This is a genomic window from Croceivirga lutea (genome assembly GCF_014235875.1).
GTDB classification, from domain to species: Bacteria; Bacteroidota; Bacteroidia; order Flavobacteriales; family Flavobacteriaceae; genus Croceivirga; species Croceivirga lutea.
Genome location: NZ_JACJUK010000010.1, coordinates 1 through 17,494 on the forward strand (window position 1 = coordinate 1; position 17,494 = coordinate 17,494).

Consider the following 17,494-nt stretch of genomic DNA (forward strand, 5'->3'; position numbering starts at 1 on the left):
TAAATCCATTAGGGGTATTTTGGGGCAAAACAAAATTTCCCCTTCCTTTTTCCAAGCTTCGGTAGTCTGAAACTAATAAGCTAATTTTAAACTAAATCTAAAGGCAGTTTTGGGACAGACTGCCGTTGTGCTTCATTATGGAAATTGAAAAGATCTTACACGAAATTGGGAAAACGTATTCCCCACTATGCAATGAATGTCAGCAAGATTTCATTAGAAATTCAAACATTGGCAACTTCAAAAAAGGTGATGTTGTTGTTCGGGAAGGGCAACATTCTAAAAAAGCTTATTTAATTATTGAAGGTTGTGCAAGGGCTTATTATTTGAAAGATGGAAAAGACATTTCTGACTGGTTTACCTTTGAAAACCAATTTATGGCATCTGTAGTTAGTTTTTTTAGTAATCAACCTAGTCCGCATTATGTAGAGTTTGTTGAAGATTCTACAGTTCTTGAGTTTACAAAAGAAACAGTAGACTTACTTTCAAACAATTTTCATGATTTTGAGCGATTTATTAGTAAAGTAGTTACAGAAACTATGTTAGGACTTTGTGAAAGGTTGCATACTATTCAATTTGCTAAAGCAGAAGAAAGATATCAGAACTTAATAAGTATTTACCCAGACATTACACAACGTATACCATTAACCCATATTGCTTCCTATTTAGGCATTACGCTTGAAACATTAAGTCGAATTCGTAACCCTAAAGTTCGAATTTGATTTATATCAAATGATATGACTCCCATTAAAATGACCTTTGTAAAAAGATTTAAAAATGGAAGATTTAAACAGTCAACAAAAATCAGTTTTTGGAACTTGGTGGGAACCTATTAGAAAATGGTTTTACCCTGCTTGGTTGCTTTACGAAACCTCAATTCGTTTCTATGAATATTCGTTAGGTGTAAGCAACTATTTTATAACACAGCAAGAAAGTCTTGGAGAACTTTTTGCTCAAATTTTGGCAATTGCTTGTGGACTTGCAACATTCTTAATTTGCTCATTCTATTTAACTATTCCGACCTGTATTATCCTTTATAAGTTTTTTAAAGAAGATAAACTTACACACCCATTTTTACATAAAATCAAAAAATATTTCTAATTCAAAGTTTAAAAATGAAAATAATATACATAAAAATAGCAGGTATCATAAATCTTTTAGGTGCTATTCTTCATACGATAGGTGGACAAATAGAATTGGTTAATCCGCTTTTAGATAGCAATATTAGTATTCAACAAAAGAGTGAATTAACCGCAGCTTGGCACATTGTAACGATCCTTTTATTTTTTACTTCTTACATCATCTTGAAAGTCGGATTTTTAAAAGGCAGTAATCAAGTAAAAGAACAACTTAAATCTATTGCTTTTCTTTATATTTTATCAGGAATTCCATTTATAATTACCAGTTACATTTATAATGTTAATGCATTCCAATGGATATTATTAATGCCTATTGGTTTTCTACTCTTAATAGGTCTACGTAAATCATCTATTAAAAAACAAAATATTTAATTATTTTTTATGAACCAATATCTATGGGTTGCAGGTCTTTTATGTTTTATATTAGGATTAATGCACTCAATACTTGGTGAAGTATTAATTTTTAGAAAAAAGAAAGGGCATAAGAAAATAGCACCTACAATTATCACATCCGACTTAAAAGAACGACACCTTAGAATTATTTGGGCTACTTGGCATTTAGCTTCATTTTTTGGTTGGTGTATAGGTGCTTTACTTCTAAAAATAACAATGAAACAAACCGAATTAAGTGCTGATTTTATGCAATTCATAACTATCACGATAACTATTACAATGTTCTGCTCTTCCTTTCTCGTTTTTATTGGGACAAAAGGAAAACATCCTGGTTGGATAGTATTATTATCAATTGGGGCTTTAACTCTATTAGAATTTTTAAATAGCATATAAATGAACAAACGAATAGCACTTATTATAGGTCATCCAGATAAAGAAAGCTATAGTTACGCATTGGCGGATGCCTACAAAAAAGGCGCACAGGCATCAGGTGCTGAAATTCAAGAAATCGTACTACCAGATTTAGCTTTTAATCCTAACCTTCAACATGGTTACAGAAAACGAACCGAACTTGAACCTGATTTACTAAAGAGTCAGGAAATAATGAAATGGGCAGACCATTTAGTTTGGGTATATCCTGTTTGGTGGGGTTCAGTACCGGCAATTATGAAAGGCTTTTTAGACAGAGTACTTCTTCCGGGTTACGCTTTTAGCAAACGGAAAGAATCTTTGTGGTGGAATAAACACTTTACAGGTAAAACAGCTCGGTTGATATGTACCTTGGATCAACCCCCATGGTATTATCGGTTAATTAATAAATGTCCAAGTCATAATGCCATGAAAAAAGGGACACTACAGTTTATTGGTGTAAAAAAAGTAAGAATTACAACCATAGGTCCAATCAGACTATCTAAAGAAGCCTTTAGAGTAAAATGGCTCAAGAGAGTTGATAGATTAGGTCAAGCTGGTAAATAGCATTTCAAAAAGCATCCGATAGAGAACAAAAACATGAGTAAAAGAACTGCCATTATAATAATGTTTTTCATCCTAGGGATGGTCTTGATATTTCATTGCTTGATCTTTCTGGAGCAGATTCCCTATGATAAAGTTTGGGCCGGACAACTAGATTCTGTTGAAGAAATGAAAGCATTTGAAGCTTTCTCTATACTCCTAAATACCTTCATACTCATCATTTTGTCCGCTAAGTACAGACTTCTGAAAAAAGAAGAAAAAAATAAGGTCATCGACATACTCATATGGAGTTTTTCAGCCTTCTTTATGTTGAATACCATTGGGAATTTATTTGCACAAAGCGCAGTTGAACTAGTACTTGGAGGCTCCTTGACGCTAGTTTCTTCAATCCTGTGTTTTCTTATTGCAAGAAACAAAACGCGTAGCACAACACATTGATAAAATAAAACAAAACTAAGAACAGTAAATTGAATGTATGAAAGCCGTATTCTTTTCATTAGGTAGTCGTGGAGACATTGAACCATTTTTGGCTTTAGGAGAAATACTTAAAGAAAAAAAATGGGAAGTTGTTCATGCCTTTCCAGAACAGTTTAGAGAACTAGTAGGCAATGATAAATTTTATGGTTTTACTAAAGAATTTATTGAGGTTTTACTCATTGGTGATCAATCAAAAGTAATAACGAGCAGAAGCGGTTCAATTTTCAAAAGATTAAATACGCTTCTCGTCTTGGCTAAAAGGTCAATTAGGATTAACAAGGAAGTTACTTTGGAACAAAAAACAATTTTGGACAAAGAACTACCTGATTATGTGTTTTACAATCAGAAATGCGTCTACCCAATGATTTGGGAATTTAAAAACCCTGGTAGAGGAATTTTTGTACACCCTTTCCCGTGTTTTCTTCATAAAGTTGATCATCACTCAATCATTGGCTTTGCAGGTGGCGGTAATCATGGTCGATTCTTAAATAGACTAAGCTATTCATTTCAAAGTTTAGTATTGTCTTTGGCTACTTATTCTATTACAAAAAAGTATCACAAGGAGTTAATGGGGAAAACAATAAATCCTCTACGGATTCGTAAAAGATTGCTTAATAAGACTAAATCATTTTATACTATCTCGCCTACTCTCTTTCCACAGCCAAAGGGCTGGAAACAGAACGCAAATGTTGTAGGATATTTCGAACGGAAAAAGTCTACAAGTTGGAAGGCAGATAAAAGTCTGGAAGAATTTATTGAAAATAATGATAAGATAGTTTTTATCACTTTTGGTAGTATTTCAAATACAAACCCTATTCAAAAAACCAAAGCAATACTTAATGCTTTATCCAAGCATAAAACACCTGCAATAATCAATACTTCCTGGGGTGGTTTGGTCGAACCCGAAAAATACCCAGACCATATTTATTTTGTAAGTAACATTCCTTACGATTGGGTTTTACCCAAAATGTACGCCGTTATTCATCATGGAGGTTCAGGAACTACACATCTAGCTTTAAAATACGGATGTGCTAGTTTAATCATTCCGCACTTCATTGACCAATTCTATTGGAATACCATAATCTACAAATTAAAAGCAGGTCAAAAAGGAATGTCAATAAAAAAATTCAATAAAAGTAATTTCGAACCACTACTTCTAGAATTATTAAATAATGAAAATTACAAAAGGAATGCGGAGAAAATTGCAAATAAAATACAAGACGAAAGCAACATTGATAAACTAATAGAGCTTATATTAAAATAAAAATAACGAAAGCACAACATTGGGTATAAAACATAGGGCGGACAATGCTTTCTTGAAGTTTCGGGTTCTTAGCAAGTTTTGTCTCGCTGGACAAGTACGCAGCTGCGAAATGTCCTACGTTTCATACCTGAAACCGTTGCCAGTAATTTTGACCCGTCCTGAATAAAGGCTACAGGTTAGAGATTATAATTAAGTTTCGAGCAACAGGTCCCAAAACTTACCAAACAAATCCTATGAAGTGCGCGGAAGGTCTTTGTTTAAACTATTAAGTTGTTCCAACTCTTCCTCTAAGCTTAGTGGCTGAGAATCTTTTTCAATTAATGAGGGAGTTTCTTCTTTTGAAATGCCTTCTAAAAATGATTTTACAATAATTAACGTGGGTAAGGTTTGTGTTTTTTCAATATCTCTTATAATTGACATTACTGCGTTGATTCGTTTTAAAAGTTTTGTTTCTAACTTCTTTAAATCTGTGGTTACTTCATCTTTTGGGTTTATCTGATTTCTTTTAAAAAAATCTAGCATTTCTTGTAAGGTAACAGATTGCGATTGCCCTTCTTTTTTCGCAAATCTTCTAAATTCTTCAGCAACGGGTTCTTTTAATCTTAGTGTTACAAAACGTTCTTTTAAGTACTCTTTATCCATGTTTTAATAATTTTTAAATTGATAATCAGTTGTTTAGATTGTTTTTTAGTAAAAACACGATTCACACCTTCTTTTAAGAAGATTTAAAACGCTGAAAATCAAATAAATAAAAAACATAACATGGCGCAGCCTGTTATCCTCTTGCTCTTCCTAAACCGTTGCGAAGCAACAAATAAAAAGACCAGAAAAGTTTGAATTATAAAGTAGGTTTGTTGCGCCCTATGGATTTTCTTTTTTACGCCTTTCTTCCCGAAATGCTAAAGAAACTCCACAGGGACCTTGCGCAAAAGTTGCGGTAAGATTTGGGGACTTTAACTTCTTATTTTTCTTGGCTCTCCAATTTTGCCATCAACATTTGCATATCCTCACCTACCTTTTGTTCTAATACTCTGGCATAAATTTGAGTGGTTGTCAACTTTGAATGACCTAACATTTTAGATACCGTTTCTATAGGTACACCATTAGAAAGGGTTATAGTGGTGGCAAACGTATGTCTTGCCGTGTGAAAGGTAACTCGCTTTCTAATTCCACAAGCTTTGGTTATTACTTTTAGATATTGATTCATTTTTTGATTACTGTATACTGGAAGTGCACTTTCCTCTAACACTTTTTCGGATTCTTCACTATACTTCTCTAGAATTGCCTTCGCTTTTGTTAGTAGCGGAATTTTAACCGTCTCATTTGTTTTTTCTCTCTTTGTATAAATCCATAAGTTGCCATCGATTCCAATATGTATTTGTTCTGTTGTTAATTGTTTAACATCAATGTAGGATAGACCTGTATAACAGGAAAAAAGAAATACATCTTTTACGCGTTCATAACCAGTACCATTAAATGTGGTTTCTTCAATTAACGATAACTCTCTTTTTGTTAAATAACTCCGTTCAGTTTTTTCAAATCTAAGTTTGTAGTTTTTAAATGGGTCTTGAGCAACCCATTCTAACTTAACCGCTAGATTTAACATCTTCATCAATCGTTCTAAATGTTTCATAGTTCCATTATTAGAACATGTCTTTCTGGGGACTTTTGGAGTATAGCTCCGTAGGTAGTGTTCAAAGTCAGAAATAAAGCGATAATTCAATCTTTTAAGTTGAATGTCGGGCAGGTTCAATTGTTCATTTAAGAATTTATGAATATATCTTTCGGTCGAATGATAGTTTTTCATAGTACCTGGTTTCAGCAATAGATGCTGTGTGGTATTATGATATTTAACAATGTCTAATAATGTCTTGTGTCCTTCGTCTTGCCCTAAATAACGAGCTTTGATTGCTTGTGCCGTTATTGTTACATCTTCTCTCAACAATACTTTATGAGCGTCCATAATGGATGCGTAAACCTCATCTAAATAACTATTTAACAACTTAGCTTTTTGGGTATTTCCTTTAATTCTTCCGAGTTTATCATCCCAATCATTCACCGTGGTATATCGCTTTAAACTAATTTCTGCTCGCTTTCCATTTACAGTAATACGGGCATAAATTGTTAACCTCGTTGAGTCATTTGTATGGGCTCTGGTAAATATTAGTAGCTTAAAGGTATTGCTATTACGCATGTTACATAGATTTAAGTTTGAAATAAATAGGTTTTGCAAATTGACCTAGATAGCTTCAAAGTCTATCAAAATTATGCGTAAAGTAAGTATTGATTCATTCACCGAACTCTACACCAGAAATATAGTTTTATCTGATATCAGATGAATGCATTAAAAATAAAAAGCACTGTTAATCAAATAGTTAACAGTGCTTTAATTACCACTACATAGTGGTTCGTCGGGGTGGCAGGATTCGAACCTGCGACCTCCTGCTCCCAAAGCAGGCGCGATAACCGGGCTACGCTACACCCCGAAGGTTATATCTTTATGGAAAAAAAGCGGAGAGACTGGGACTCGAACCCAGGCGACAGTTACCCGCCGACAGATTAGCAATCTGCTCCGTTACCACTCCGGCACCTCTCCAATGTTTTTTACAAGAACGTCTCTAAAAATGCGGATGCAAAAATATAGTTTCAAAAACTAAGACACAACTATTTTTTATAATTATTTTGAAGAAATTTTTACTGAAGTTTCTAATTCACCCCTTTTACCATTAGAAGTGAATACTTTAGCATCAATCTCTATAGTTTCAACCCCGTCTGGAATAACCACTTCAAAAGCAGTTTTACCATTCTCATCTGTTAGTAATTTAGGATTCCAGAAAAGTGTTGATGAATTCTTTAAAGAGTTTTGAGAAAAGCTATTGTTTGAAAAAGAAATCCTTGGTTGAAAACCTTCCATAGTTAACTGAGCGTCTTTTCTATCAATAAAGTCTTTTGAATAGGCTCCATTTTTGGTATAGATAAGAATTACACCACCAGCTCCCCTGGTTCCATAAATAGCCGCATTAGGGCCAAATAAAAATTCAATGCGCTCTACATCAATATACGGTACTATATCCATTACCTGAGCCAAACCACTTCTATTCTGGCCGAATGTAACGCCTTGATTATTGCCATTAGCAACTGAAATAGCTCCGACACCTACACCTGATTGATTTAAAGGAAAACCATCAATAACCCATAAAATAGGACCTGCAAAAGCTTTAGCTGGTAAAGATAATGTAGGGTTTAAATCCCCCAGACCTGTCACATAAACTCCAGGAACTCCTAGAAATAATTGAGGTAATGTTTTTGGTCTTTCTGGGTCTTGGTAAACAACATTATCTGGTTCAATACCATACACGGAAGGAGAGGTATTAGCTAATTTTTGTTGTTCAACCAGAACTACCTCGTCTAATTCCACCAAATTATTGGGTTTATCATTAGCGTCGAATGCGGACATCTTAAATTGAGGAACTAAAGCTTTAGTACTTTTTACTTTTTTATTTTTTACAACTTTCTTGAGTTGGTCATTAATAACCAGTTCAGGAATCTCAAAATTATATGGTATTACCTTTACTAGCTTTTCTTTAGTATCGTCTCCTGGGGTTCTAAATGTTAGTGTCAACTCCCCTTCTAAATCTATACCTTCAACAGTAAAAAGGCCATTTTCATTTGTTTTAGCTTCAAAAATTTTCAACTGATTACCATTATCAATGGCAACTTGTAGGATTTTATTACTTAACAATTCATTTTCTAAATTATAGGCTTGCCCATAAAAGTCTAATCCATTTTGAAAAGAATAACTAATTTGGTCTGGTATAGTTATTACTTCTTGCGTTTTGTATAAAGCTTGAGTTTTGTCTGCAAGTAATCGCAAATCAGTTAAATAATTCTGTTGTCTTTGATTAAGTTTTCGTACGGTATTTTTTTGAGTAACATCATTAACTACCAAAGACACATCCGTTGTTACTGGATTTGACTTATCATCTTCGAGATTGAGTTCGTAGGTAATAGTTGTATTATTGTTTTCTGAACTACGTTTTAGTTCATTTACGCTTATGTTAACCTCGTTCTTTTCTAAATAAACTGACCGTTCTGCCCAAATTTGATTATAATTATCTGTTATTTGAAGTGTAAGTAATCCAGAGGGTAATACATTTTTATTAACTTCAATTACCATCGCTTTTTCATCAGCTATGTTAAAACTCTGTTTAAAATAAGTTCTAGTTTGTTTTTTAGCAATTAAATAAAATTCTTGATTTTCTTGTACTTGCTTAGCCAGAACTTGAATTGAAATTTTATCTTCTTTAATAGTGTTTACTTGCAACACAAGACCAAATGGCACTGCTTTAGGTAATGCTAATTGATTTCCATTATTCAATTTCAAATAATAGCTTTTTTCTTTTTTGGGGATAAAGGTAAAGCTAGCTAAGCCAGCATCATAACTGAGAACTTCGGTTATTTTATTACCTGTTTCATCAATAATCTTACCACTTAAATCTTGAATACCTGAAGAACTTACAATTCCCCTATTTTCTACATCTACTATAAAATTGTCACCTTCAGGGGAAATCAAAATTTCATTAGAAATATTAACATCCTTAAATTTATCTATTGCTATGTTAATAGCCATGGTTGGTAGATAGTGCTCGCCATAATTTAACATCCAACGGGTATATGCTCTTAAATAGTGGCGACCTTCGATTACTTTTTTTGGTATTAGTATCTCACCTGAAGCACTACCGTTTACTATTTTGTGATATTGGCTAGTAAGCAATTGTCCATTTTCCTTCAAAATTTCAACTTTTAAGACATTACTTACTGAATATTTTAAAGCTTCTGGACCTGTAGCAATATTAGCCTTGAAAAGAATAACATCTTTGGGTTTAAAATCTGTATCATTTACATGTAAAAAGACTTTTTCTTGCCAATTTTGAAGAGAATCTCTAGCACTAATCTGCAAATCATTTTCATAATCAAAATCTGAAAATGGTTTAATTGGTTTTGGACCAAAATCTTGAGAATTGGTATAATCAATAATTAGAATAAAAAACAAAACAGATAGAAGCATACTCTTTTTCATAGCAAAACTTTTAAATATAATAGTAATACTTTTAAAGCAACTAAAGTTAGTTTATTATATTTTTTACAACTATCTGCTTATCAAATTTTTAACAGATTACTCAGGATATTCAACTCTTAGGTGATAGATATTGATGAGTTTTTGCTTTAATACCTTTTTAACGGCTTCAATCTCTTTAAGGGTAATATTAGCGTTGAGAAACTGATCAGCATCCATTTGAGATTTTACAATCTTTTCCACAAAATCATCTATAATTTGACTGTTAGGCGATGTTAAACTTTTTGAAGCCGCTTCTACTGCGTCAGCCATCATTAAAATGGCCGTTTCTCTAGAAAATGGTGGAGGACCAGGATATCTAAACTCTTCTTCATTGACCTCATCTCCAACTAAATCTTTTTGTTTTTTGTAGAAATAATACACCAAAGATGTTCCGTGATGTGTTCGTAAAAAGTCGATTACGCGATCTGGAACATTATTTTTTCGAGCTAGTTCTATACCTTTAATAACATGATCTATAATGATTTTAGCACTTTCCTTTGGTGGTAAATCATCGTGTGGATTAATATTAGTGATTTGGTTTTCTGTAAAATAAGTTGGATTAAACATTTTACCAATGTCATGATATAATGCTCCTACACGAACCAACATACCGTTGGCCCCAATCTGATTTGCAGCTGCTTCAGCAAGATTAGCTACTTGTAACGAATGATGAAATGTACCTGGGGCTTTATCAGACAATTCCTTTAAAAGTTTAGAGTTGGTATCCGATAATTCTAAAAGAGAAACGTCTGAAACAAGACCAAAAAGCTTTTCATAAATATATATTAAAGGAAAAGAAGCTAGCAGTAATAACCCGTTAAGCATAAAATAGGCGAAATTTTGCCATTTTATATTAGTTACTCCTCCTTCGTTTATAATGTAAAATGCAAAATAACCTAAAATATAAATCGCTGTAATCTGAGAAACAGAAATAAATAAATTAGCTCTTTTGTGGGCTTCAGAAATGGTTAAAATAGTTACTATACCAGCAATTATTTGTAATAAAATAAATTCAAAACTGTTAGGTACAATAAATCCTAAGATAAGCACCGTAAGTACATGCGCAAAAAGACCTAAGCGTGCGTCAAAAAAGTTTTTTAGAATTAACGGTAAAATACAGAGTGGTACAGCATACACATAATTATCATCTGTTTTAACAACTAAGGTAGTAATGAAAACCATCAATAAAATGTTCACAAATATGAAGGTTACCTTATTGTTATCTTCAAAAATTTCTTGTCGGTATCTCTTTAAAAATAGAAATAGCATTATTAATACTAAGGCTACCAATAAAGTGTAACCAAAAACAATGAAATAGGTATTATTGCCCTGCCACAAATCAGATTCAAATTGGCTTTTTAGCGAGTTTAATTTTTTGAGTTTTAAACCTTCTACTACCTCTCCTCTACCAATAATTAAATCGCCACTTCTAACTTGTCCTCTGGTTGTAGACACTTGAGCTAAAGCACCATTCAATTCGTTTTCAGTAAGTTCTTGGTCGTAGTAAACATTAGGTACAATTACCAGCTCTAAAGTATCTAAAAGCTCTGTTGCAAAAGGTATTGAGGATTCAGACAACTCTTTATTTAAAAGAGATTTTGCTTCAGAAATGGTAAAAATATTAGTTCCAGAAATTTCTTCAGCCGTGTTTAGTTTTACTAATTTTAATCTAGATTTTGTAATCTGATTTTCTACTACACCCTGGTCATATAAAGTAGCTAGCAGTTGTGTTCCTTTTTCAATTAAACTAGTCCTTTCTGCATTACTTAAACTATTGTATTGCTCTGAATTATTTAGTGTAGATATGAACTCGTTTTTTACGGTTTGTACTACATCTTGCTTGTATTGGTAATACGGCAACTTTTCTTCCCTTAGCTGAGATTTTTCTAACTCAACCTCTTCAGCAGATTTAGAAATTGCAAAGTCAAATGGTGCCATTAAATTCTCATACTGCCAAGACCTACCCTTCTGAAACTCGTATTTAAATTTGCTTCCTTTAGGAAATAAGTAAACAATTAGCGCTACTGAAAGCACATATAAGAAGTACTTATAATAATTGGATTGGTTCTTGTAAAAATTATCAAGTTGGTTTGACATTAGCTTTGTGTAGAATTCCAAAAATAGAAAATATTGCCTTTACCCTAAGTTTTGTGTCTACAAGATGCCGTTAATAATTAGTATTTTCGCAAGTATTAAAGATTTTATTTTATGAATGAAGTTGTAATTGTTTCTGCGGTTCGAACTCCAATAGGAAGCTTTTTAGGTAGTCTATCTTCAGTAGAAGCCACTAAATTAGGTAGTGTAGCTATAAAAGGAGCTCTAGATAAAGCTGGTGTTAAACCCGAAATGGTTGATGAAGTTTTAATGGGTAACGTAGTTCAAGCTGGTACTGGACAAGCACCTGCCAGACAAGCTGCTTTAGGTGCAGGAATTCCAGATACAGTTCCGTGTACTACCATTAATAAAGTATGTGCGTCTGGAATGAAATCTGTAATGCAGGCTGCCCAATCTATTGCGCTCGGCGATAGTTCAATTGTTGTAGCTGGAGGCATGGAAAACATGAGTTTAATACCACATTATGTTCATATGAGAAATGGACATAAATTTGGTCCTACGCAGCTTATTGATGGTATGCAGAAAGATGGTTTAGTAGACGCTTATGACCAAAATGCGATGGGTGTTTGTGCTGACCTTTGTGCCACTGAACATAATTTTTCTAGAGAAGACCAAGATGAGTTCGCTATTCAATCTTACAAACGTTCAGCAGAGGCTTGGGCACAGGGTAAATTTAAAGATGAGGTTGTACCAGTAGCTGTTCCACAGCGTAGAGGGGAACCCTTGGTTATTAGTGAAGACGAAGAATTTAAAAACGTTAAACTAGAAAAGATTCCAAATTTACGCCCAGCTTTTACGAAAGAAGGTACTGTTACTGCAGCTAACGCCTCTACCATAAATGACGGTGCTGCAGCTTTAGTTTTAATGAGTGCAGCCAAAGCAGAAGAATTAAACATAACACCTTTAGCTAAGATTTTGAGTTATGCAGATGCTGCCCAAGAACCCAAATGGTTTACTACAGCTCCTGCAAAAGCATTACCAAAAGCCTTAGCCAAAGCCAATCTAGCAATAGACCAAGTAGATTTCTTTGAATTTAATGAAGCTTTTTCTGTGGTAGGCTTAGCTAACATGAAATTATTAGGCCTTACAGATAATAATGTGAATGTGAATGGTGGAGCGGTATCGTTGGGGCATCCATTAGGTTGTTCTGGAGCACGTATACTAGTTACACTTTTACATGTTTTAAAACAACAAAGTGCAAAAACTGGAGCTGCTGCAATTTGTAATGGAGGTGGTGGAGCATCTGCAATAGTTGTAGAGGCTAATTAAAAGTAAGCCTATTAATGCAATTTGGAATTTGTCATCTAAGTGCTGTTCCTGTTAGGGAAAACGCTGATAATTTGTCTGCTATGCAATCGCAACTTTTATACGGCGATTGTTTTAAGATTAAAGAATCACGTAAATTTTGGAGTAGAGTAGAAACTTTAAATGATAAGTTTGAAGGTTGGGTTTTAAACAATCAATTTAGAGTTTTAACAGAAGATGAATACGCCAGTATTATTGAAAATAAAAATATATGTTTTAATGGTGATTTAGTGTCCTATGTAAGTGACGAAAGCGAAGAATTAATTGCTATTCCGTTAGGTGCTAATATTGGGTTCTGTGAAATTTTTCAACATCTATTTGAAGGCCAACAACATCTTATAAAAAAATCACTTAGAAATAGTTTAGTTGACACAGCTATACTCTATTTAAATAGCCCATTTGTATTAGGTGGAAAAACTCCTTTTGGCATTGACCCTAGTGGTTTTACTCAAATGATCTATAAAATGCATGGTATTATGCTTTTCAGAACAATTGAACAGCAAGCAACACAAGGTTATCCATTAAGTTTTATAGAGGAAAGTGAACCTGGAGATTTAGCCTTTTTTGATGATAAAGATGGTGTAATTGACCATGTTGGTATGTTACTCCAAAATAACTATATCATACACGTTCACGAAAAAGTTAGAATAGACCGTATTGATCATACTGGAATATTTAATACTGAAGAACGCATGTATTCTCATAAGTTACGTGTAATTAAGAAAATAATAGAATAAAAAAAACCTGCCAATTGGCAGGTTTTTTTAAAGTGATGGGATAGATTACTCACCCATTAGTTTTTTAATTCTCATAAAGTTCTCATTATCACCTAATGCACCGTAGATATTTCTTAATTGAGAAAGAATACTAACATCGTCTGGCTTTGACTTTAGGGCGTCTTCAAGAATGGTAGCTCCTTTTTTGAACAACTCATCTTTTTGAACTTTTAACTCATCATATTTAGCAATATCAGCCCTTTTACTAGACATTGCTAATTCATTCATTTCATCTATTAGCGCGTTACCCTCATTCACATAAGAAGTTGACAAGTTTAGAGTAGCATTGATATAATCAGGGTCAATTGAAAGAGCTTTCTCATAAGATGCTCTAGCAGCTTCTAAGTTACCTTGCTCCATTTCAATAACTCCAATATTATAATGTAAGTCAGCATTATCTGGCGCCATAGCAGATGCTTGAGCCATCAATTCTTTGAATTTTACTTTATCACCAATAGTGTAGTAAAGGTTTGCTTTGTTTAAAACTAGATTAACATCATCAGGGTTAGTAGCAATAGCATCATCATATGCAGCCAAAGCTTTTTCATTATCACCTTCTTGTTGATAAATCAAAGCAATGTTCTTGATGATTTCTGGTCTTTTTGAAGGTGTTTTAACTTCTTTTGGGTCTTTGTGGGTACCAGCTTTAACGTAAAGGTCACGAGTGGTTTTATCCATCTCTTCTTCTTCACCAGTCTCTACGTTAACCGCAGTAAATTTTACATCACTACCATCATAATTAAGTTCTTTTAACTCATTATAATGTTCCAAAGCTTTAGTATAAGCTTTACCATTTACGGCACTACTAGCAGCGTAATACAAATAGATAGTATCTTGTGGTCGAAGTTTGTAAGCCATGTACAATTTTTCAGCTCCGCTAGCAAAGTTTTGATTGTTATTATCATCAACTGCAGCATTCACTAAATCAGCAGCAAGCTGGTCTTTTTTCATTTTTACATCTGAACTGTACTTAGCCTTTCCGCTTGCTTCTTCTATAGCAATAACCTTATTATAAGCGTCAACTGCAGCGTCAAATTCAGAAAGTTTTGAATTAGCTTCTGCTAAGTTGTAGTAATACTGAGCCTTAATTTTGGCATCAGCGCTTTCAATTAAAGACGCAGCGCCTTGTAATGCAGTTTTTGCAGAGGCGGCGTCACCACTTTTTAAAGCTTTTTCTGCGGCTTTAATTTCGTTTTTCTGTGCAAAAGCAGTCATTGAGAATGCTATGGCCACCATTATTAAAATTCGAGTTTTCATTTTTAAATTTTAAAAGAATTTAGATTATGTTTTTGTTTTTTATTTATTTCGGTTAGGGTTAAGCAATAGCCGTGCCACTTTATTCATTTACCTCAATATCAAGCAAATCTGTATCATCAACGGCATCTTCATCTTTCATAACCTTAGCTACTGCAGCAATTGAATCTTTATCTTTTAGATTAATAAGCTTAACACCCTGTGTTGCTCTACCCATTACTCTTAAATCTTCAACACTCATACGAATAGCAATACCAGATTTATTGATAATCATTAAGTCATCAGAATCGGTTACATTTTTGATGGCCACCAGTTCTCCTGTCTTATCAGTTACCGTAATGGTTTTAACACCTTTACCGCCTCTATTAGTTACGCGATAATCATCTATTTTAGATCTTTTACCATAACCATTTTCTGACACAACAAGAATATCATCTTCAAAATTGTGAACAGAAACCATACCAACAACCTCGTCATTATCATGCGCAAGCGTAATTCCACGCACACCAGATGCGTTTCTACCCATAGGTCTGGTTTTACCTTCTTCAAATCTAATGGCCTTACCAGATTTTAGTCCTAAGAAAATCTGACTAGTACCTGTTGTAAGTTTAGCTTCTAATAGCTCATCACCATCTTTAATTGTAATGGCATTAATACCATTTTGTCTAGGACGTGAATACTGTTCTAAAGAAGTTTTCTTAACGGTACCTTTTTTAGTCGCCATTATTACATAGTGACTATTAACATACTCTTCATCTTTTAAATCTTGAGTACAGATAAAGGCTTTAACCTTATCGTCTTGTTCAATATTTATAAGATTTTGAATAGCCCTACCTTTTGAAGTTCGACTACCCTCTGGAATTTCATAAACCCGCATCCAGAAACATTTACCTTTTTGTGTAAAGAACAACATGTATTGGTGGTTAGTTCCTACAAAAAGATGCTCTAAGAAATCTTCGTTTCTTGTTGAAGAGGCTTTTTGTCCTACCCCTCCTCTGTTTTGTGTTTTGTATTCTGTAAGTGGTGTTCTTTTTACATAACCAGCATGAGAAATAGTAAGTACTACTTGCTCATCTGGAATCATATCTTCAATACTCAAATCACCACCTGCAAAGTTTATCTCAGAACGTCTTTCATCACCGTACTTTTCTTTAATCTCAGTAAGTTCGTCTTTGATAATTTGCATTCTACGCTCTTCGTTAGCAAGAATATCTTTTAAATCTTCAATAGTTTTTAAAAGTTCTTCGTGCTCTGCTCTTAATTTATCTTGTTCAAGACCGGTTAATTGTCTTAACCTCATCTCAACAATAGCTTTAGCTTGAATCTCTGTGAGCTTAAAGCGCTCCATCAATTTTTCTCGAGCTTCATCAACATTAGATGAGCCTCTAATAATAGCAATTACTTCATCTATATTATCAGAAGCAATTATTAATCCTTCGAGAATATGAGCACGGTCTTCGGCCTTTTTAAGCTCGTATTTTGTTCTACGTACAACAACTTCGTGTCTATGTTCTACATAGTATTTTATAATCTGTTTTAAGTTTAAGAGCTGTGGTCTGCCGTTAACAAGTGCAATATTGTTAACACTAAAAGATGATTGAAGTGCTGTGTATTTGTACAGCATGTTCAATACAATATTTGGAATTGCGTCTCTTTTAAGAATGTAAACAATGCGCATACCTTTTCTATCAGATTCATCTCTAATAGAAGAAATACCTTCAATTTTTTTATCGTTAACCAAATCAGCCGTTTTCTTAATCATGTCGGCCTTATTAACTTGATAAGGAATTTCAGTTACGATGATACACTCTTTGCCTTGAACCTCTTCAATTGTAGCTTTGGCGCGCATTACTACACGACCTCTACCGGTATGAAAAGCTTCTTTAACCCCATCATATCCATAAATGATACCACCTGTTGGAAAATCTGGTGCTTTAACGTGAGTTATTAACTCATCTATCTCTATATCATTATTGTCTATATAAGCAATGGTACCGTCTACGACCTCTGATAAATTATGAGGAGGCATATTAGTAGCCATACCTACAGCAATACCAGAAGCGCCATTTACTAATAAATTAGGCACACGTGCAGGTAAAACCGTTGGTTCTTCAAGCGAGTCATCAAAATTTAATTGATGGTCTACCGTATCTTTATCGATATCGGCTAACATTTCGTCAGCAATTTTACGCATACGTGCTTCAGTATAACGCATTGCTGCAGGGCTATCTCCGTCAACAGAACCAAAGTTACCCTGACCATCAATCAACATATATCTAAGACTCCATTCTTGAGCCATTCTTACCATGGTATCATATACCGATGTATCACCATGTGGGTGATATTTACCAAGTACCTCACCAACAATTCTTGCAGATTTTTTGTGTGCGCTTGTTGACCTCACACCTAGTTCGTGCATACCGTAAAGTACACGTCTATGAACAGGTTTTAGTCCATCACGAACATCTGGCAGTGCACGTGACACAATGACCGACATTGAATAATCAATGTAAGCCGACTTCATTTCATCATCAATGTTGATGGGTATTAATTTTTCTCCTTCAGCCATACTGAATACTTATCTCAATTTTCTAATTAAAATATCATGGCAATATACGGAAAATGGATACTTCGCAGAATTTTACCAAAGAGTTTATTAAAATATTTATCAACATCAATTTGT

14 protein-coding genes and 2 tRNA genes are annotated in these 17,494 nt (G+C 33.9%); 8 read left to right on the top strand and 8 right to left on the bottom strand.

All coding sequences use genetic code 11. The features are described 5' to 3' along the window. The first annotated feature begins 137 nt into the window (after positions 1 to 137). The 6 genes from H5V42_RS13990 (at position 138) to H5V42_RS14015 (ending at position 4,242) form a co-directional block, all read left to right on the top strand. Positions 138 to 719, top strand: a complete 582-nt coding sequence (locus H5V42_RS13990) for a Crp/Fnr family transcriptional regulator (RefSeq protein WP_185783803.1) — start codon at positions 138 to 140, stop codon at positions 717 to 719. Between the two features lie 55 nt (positions 720 to 774). After that, on the top strand, positions 775 to 1,098 hold the full coding sequence (locus tag H5V42_RS13995) for a hypothetical protein (protein WP_185783804.1): 324 nt from the start codon (positions 775 to 777) through the stop codon (positions 1,096 to 1,098). A gap of 14 nt (positions 1,099 to 1,112) precedes the next feature. Further along, positions 1,113 to 1,508, top strand: a complete 396-nt coding sequence (locus H5V42_RS14000) for a hypothetical protein (protein WP_185783805.1) — start codon at positions 1,113 to 1,115, stop codon at positions 1,506 to 1,508. Between the two features lie 9 nt (positions 1,509 to 1,517). Next, entirely contained in the window at positions 1,518 to 1,922 is a 405-nt protein-coding gene (locus H5V42_RS14005) for a hypothetical protein (protein WP_185783806.1), read from the top strand. After that, entirely contained in the window at positions 1,923 to 2,504 is a 582-nt protein-coding gene (locus tag H5V42_RS14010) for an NAD(P)H-dependent oxidoreductase (RefSeq protein ID WP_185783807.1), read from the top strand. A 472-nt stretch (positions 2,505 to 2,976) separates the two neighbouring features. Continuing rightward, positions 2,977 to 4,242, top strand: coding sequence for a glycosyltransferase (locus H5V42_RS14015; RefSeq protein WP_185783808.1), 1,266 nt, complete (start codon positions 2,977 to 2,979; stop codon positions 4,240 to 4,242). 231 nt (positions 4,243 to 4,473) lie between these two features. Here the strand turns inward: H5V42_RS14015 and H5V42_RS14020 are convergent, their stop codons facing one another. The 6 genes from H5V42_RS14020 to H5V42_RS14045 all read right to left on the bottom strand — a co-directional run bounded on the left by H5V42_RS14020 (position 4,474) and on the right by H5V42_RS14045 (position 11,458). Then, positions 4,474 to 4,884 (bottom strand): BfmA/BtgA family mobilization protein, encoded by a 411-nt coding sequence (locus tag H5V42_RS14020; RefSeq protein ID WP_185783809.1) that lies wholly within the window; start codon positions 4,882 to 4,884, stop codon positions 4,474 to 4,476. 319 nt (positions 4,885 to 5,203) lie between these two features. Continuing rightward, entirely contained in the window at positions 5,204 to 6,436 is a 1,233-nt protein-coding gene (locus tag H5V42_RS14025) for a site-specific integrase (protein ID WP_185783810.1), read from the bottom strand. Between the two features lie 217 nt (positions 6,437 to 6,653). After that, positions 6,654 to 6,728 (bottom strand) — tRNA-Pro (locus H5V42_RS14030). 26 nt (positions 6,729 to 6,754) lie between these two features. Then, positions 6,755 to 6,838 (bottom strand) — tRNA-Ser (locus H5V42_RS14035). Positions 6,839 to 6,919: 81 nt separating this feature from the next. After that, complete coding sequence (locus tag H5V42_RS14040; RefSeq protein WP_185783811.1) at positions 6,920 to 9,322, bottom strand: TonB-dependent receptor; 2,403 nt, start codon at positions 9,320 to 9,322, stop codon at positions 6,920 to 6,922. A gap of 96 nt (positions 9,323 to 9,418) precedes the next feature. Further along, on the bottom strand, positions 9,419 to 11,458 hold the full coding sequence (locus tag H5V42_RS14045; protein WP_185783812.1) for an HD family phosphohydrolase: 2,040 nt from the start codon (positions 11,456 to 11,458) through the stop codon (positions 9,419 to 9,421). 111 nt (positions 11,459 to 11,569) lie between these two features. On the opposite strand from H5V42_RS14045, the gene H5V42_RS14050 reads away from it, so the two are divergent. Then, positions 11,570 to 12,745, top strand: a complete 1,176-nt coding sequence (locus H5V42_RS14050; protein WP_185783813.1) for an acetyl-CoA C-acyltransferase — start codon at positions 11,570 to 11,572, stop codon at positions 12,743 to 12,745. Positions 12,746 to 12,759: 14 nt separating this feature from the next. Then, complete coding sequence (locus H5V42_RS14055; protein WP_185783814.1) at positions 12,760 to 13,518, top strand: C40 family peptidase; 759 nt, start codon at positions 12,760 to 12,762, stop codon at positions 13,516 to 13,518. 45 nt (positions 13,519 to 13,563) lie between these two features. On the opposite strand, the gene H5V42_RS14060 is transcribed toward H5V42_RS14055, so the two are convergent. Both H5V42_RS14060 and gyrA read right to left on the bottom strand, forming a co-directional pair. Next, the gene (locus H5V42_RS14060; protein ID WP_185783815.1) at positions 13,564 to 14,814 is read right to left on the bottom strand and encodes a tetratricopeptide repeat protein; all 1,251 of its coding nucleotides are present in this window, start codon (positions 14,812 to 14,814) and stop codon (positions 13,564 to 13,566) included. A 79-nt stretch (positions 14,815 to 14,893) separates the two neighbouring features. Then, complete coding sequence (gyrA, locus tag H5V42_RS14065) at positions 14,894 to 17,380, bottom strand: DNA gyrase subunit A (RefSeq protein ID WP_185783816.1); 2,487 nt, start codon at positions 17,378 to 17,380, stop codon at positions 14,894 to 14,896. Between the last annotated feature and the right edge of the window lie 114 nt (positions 17,381 to 17,494).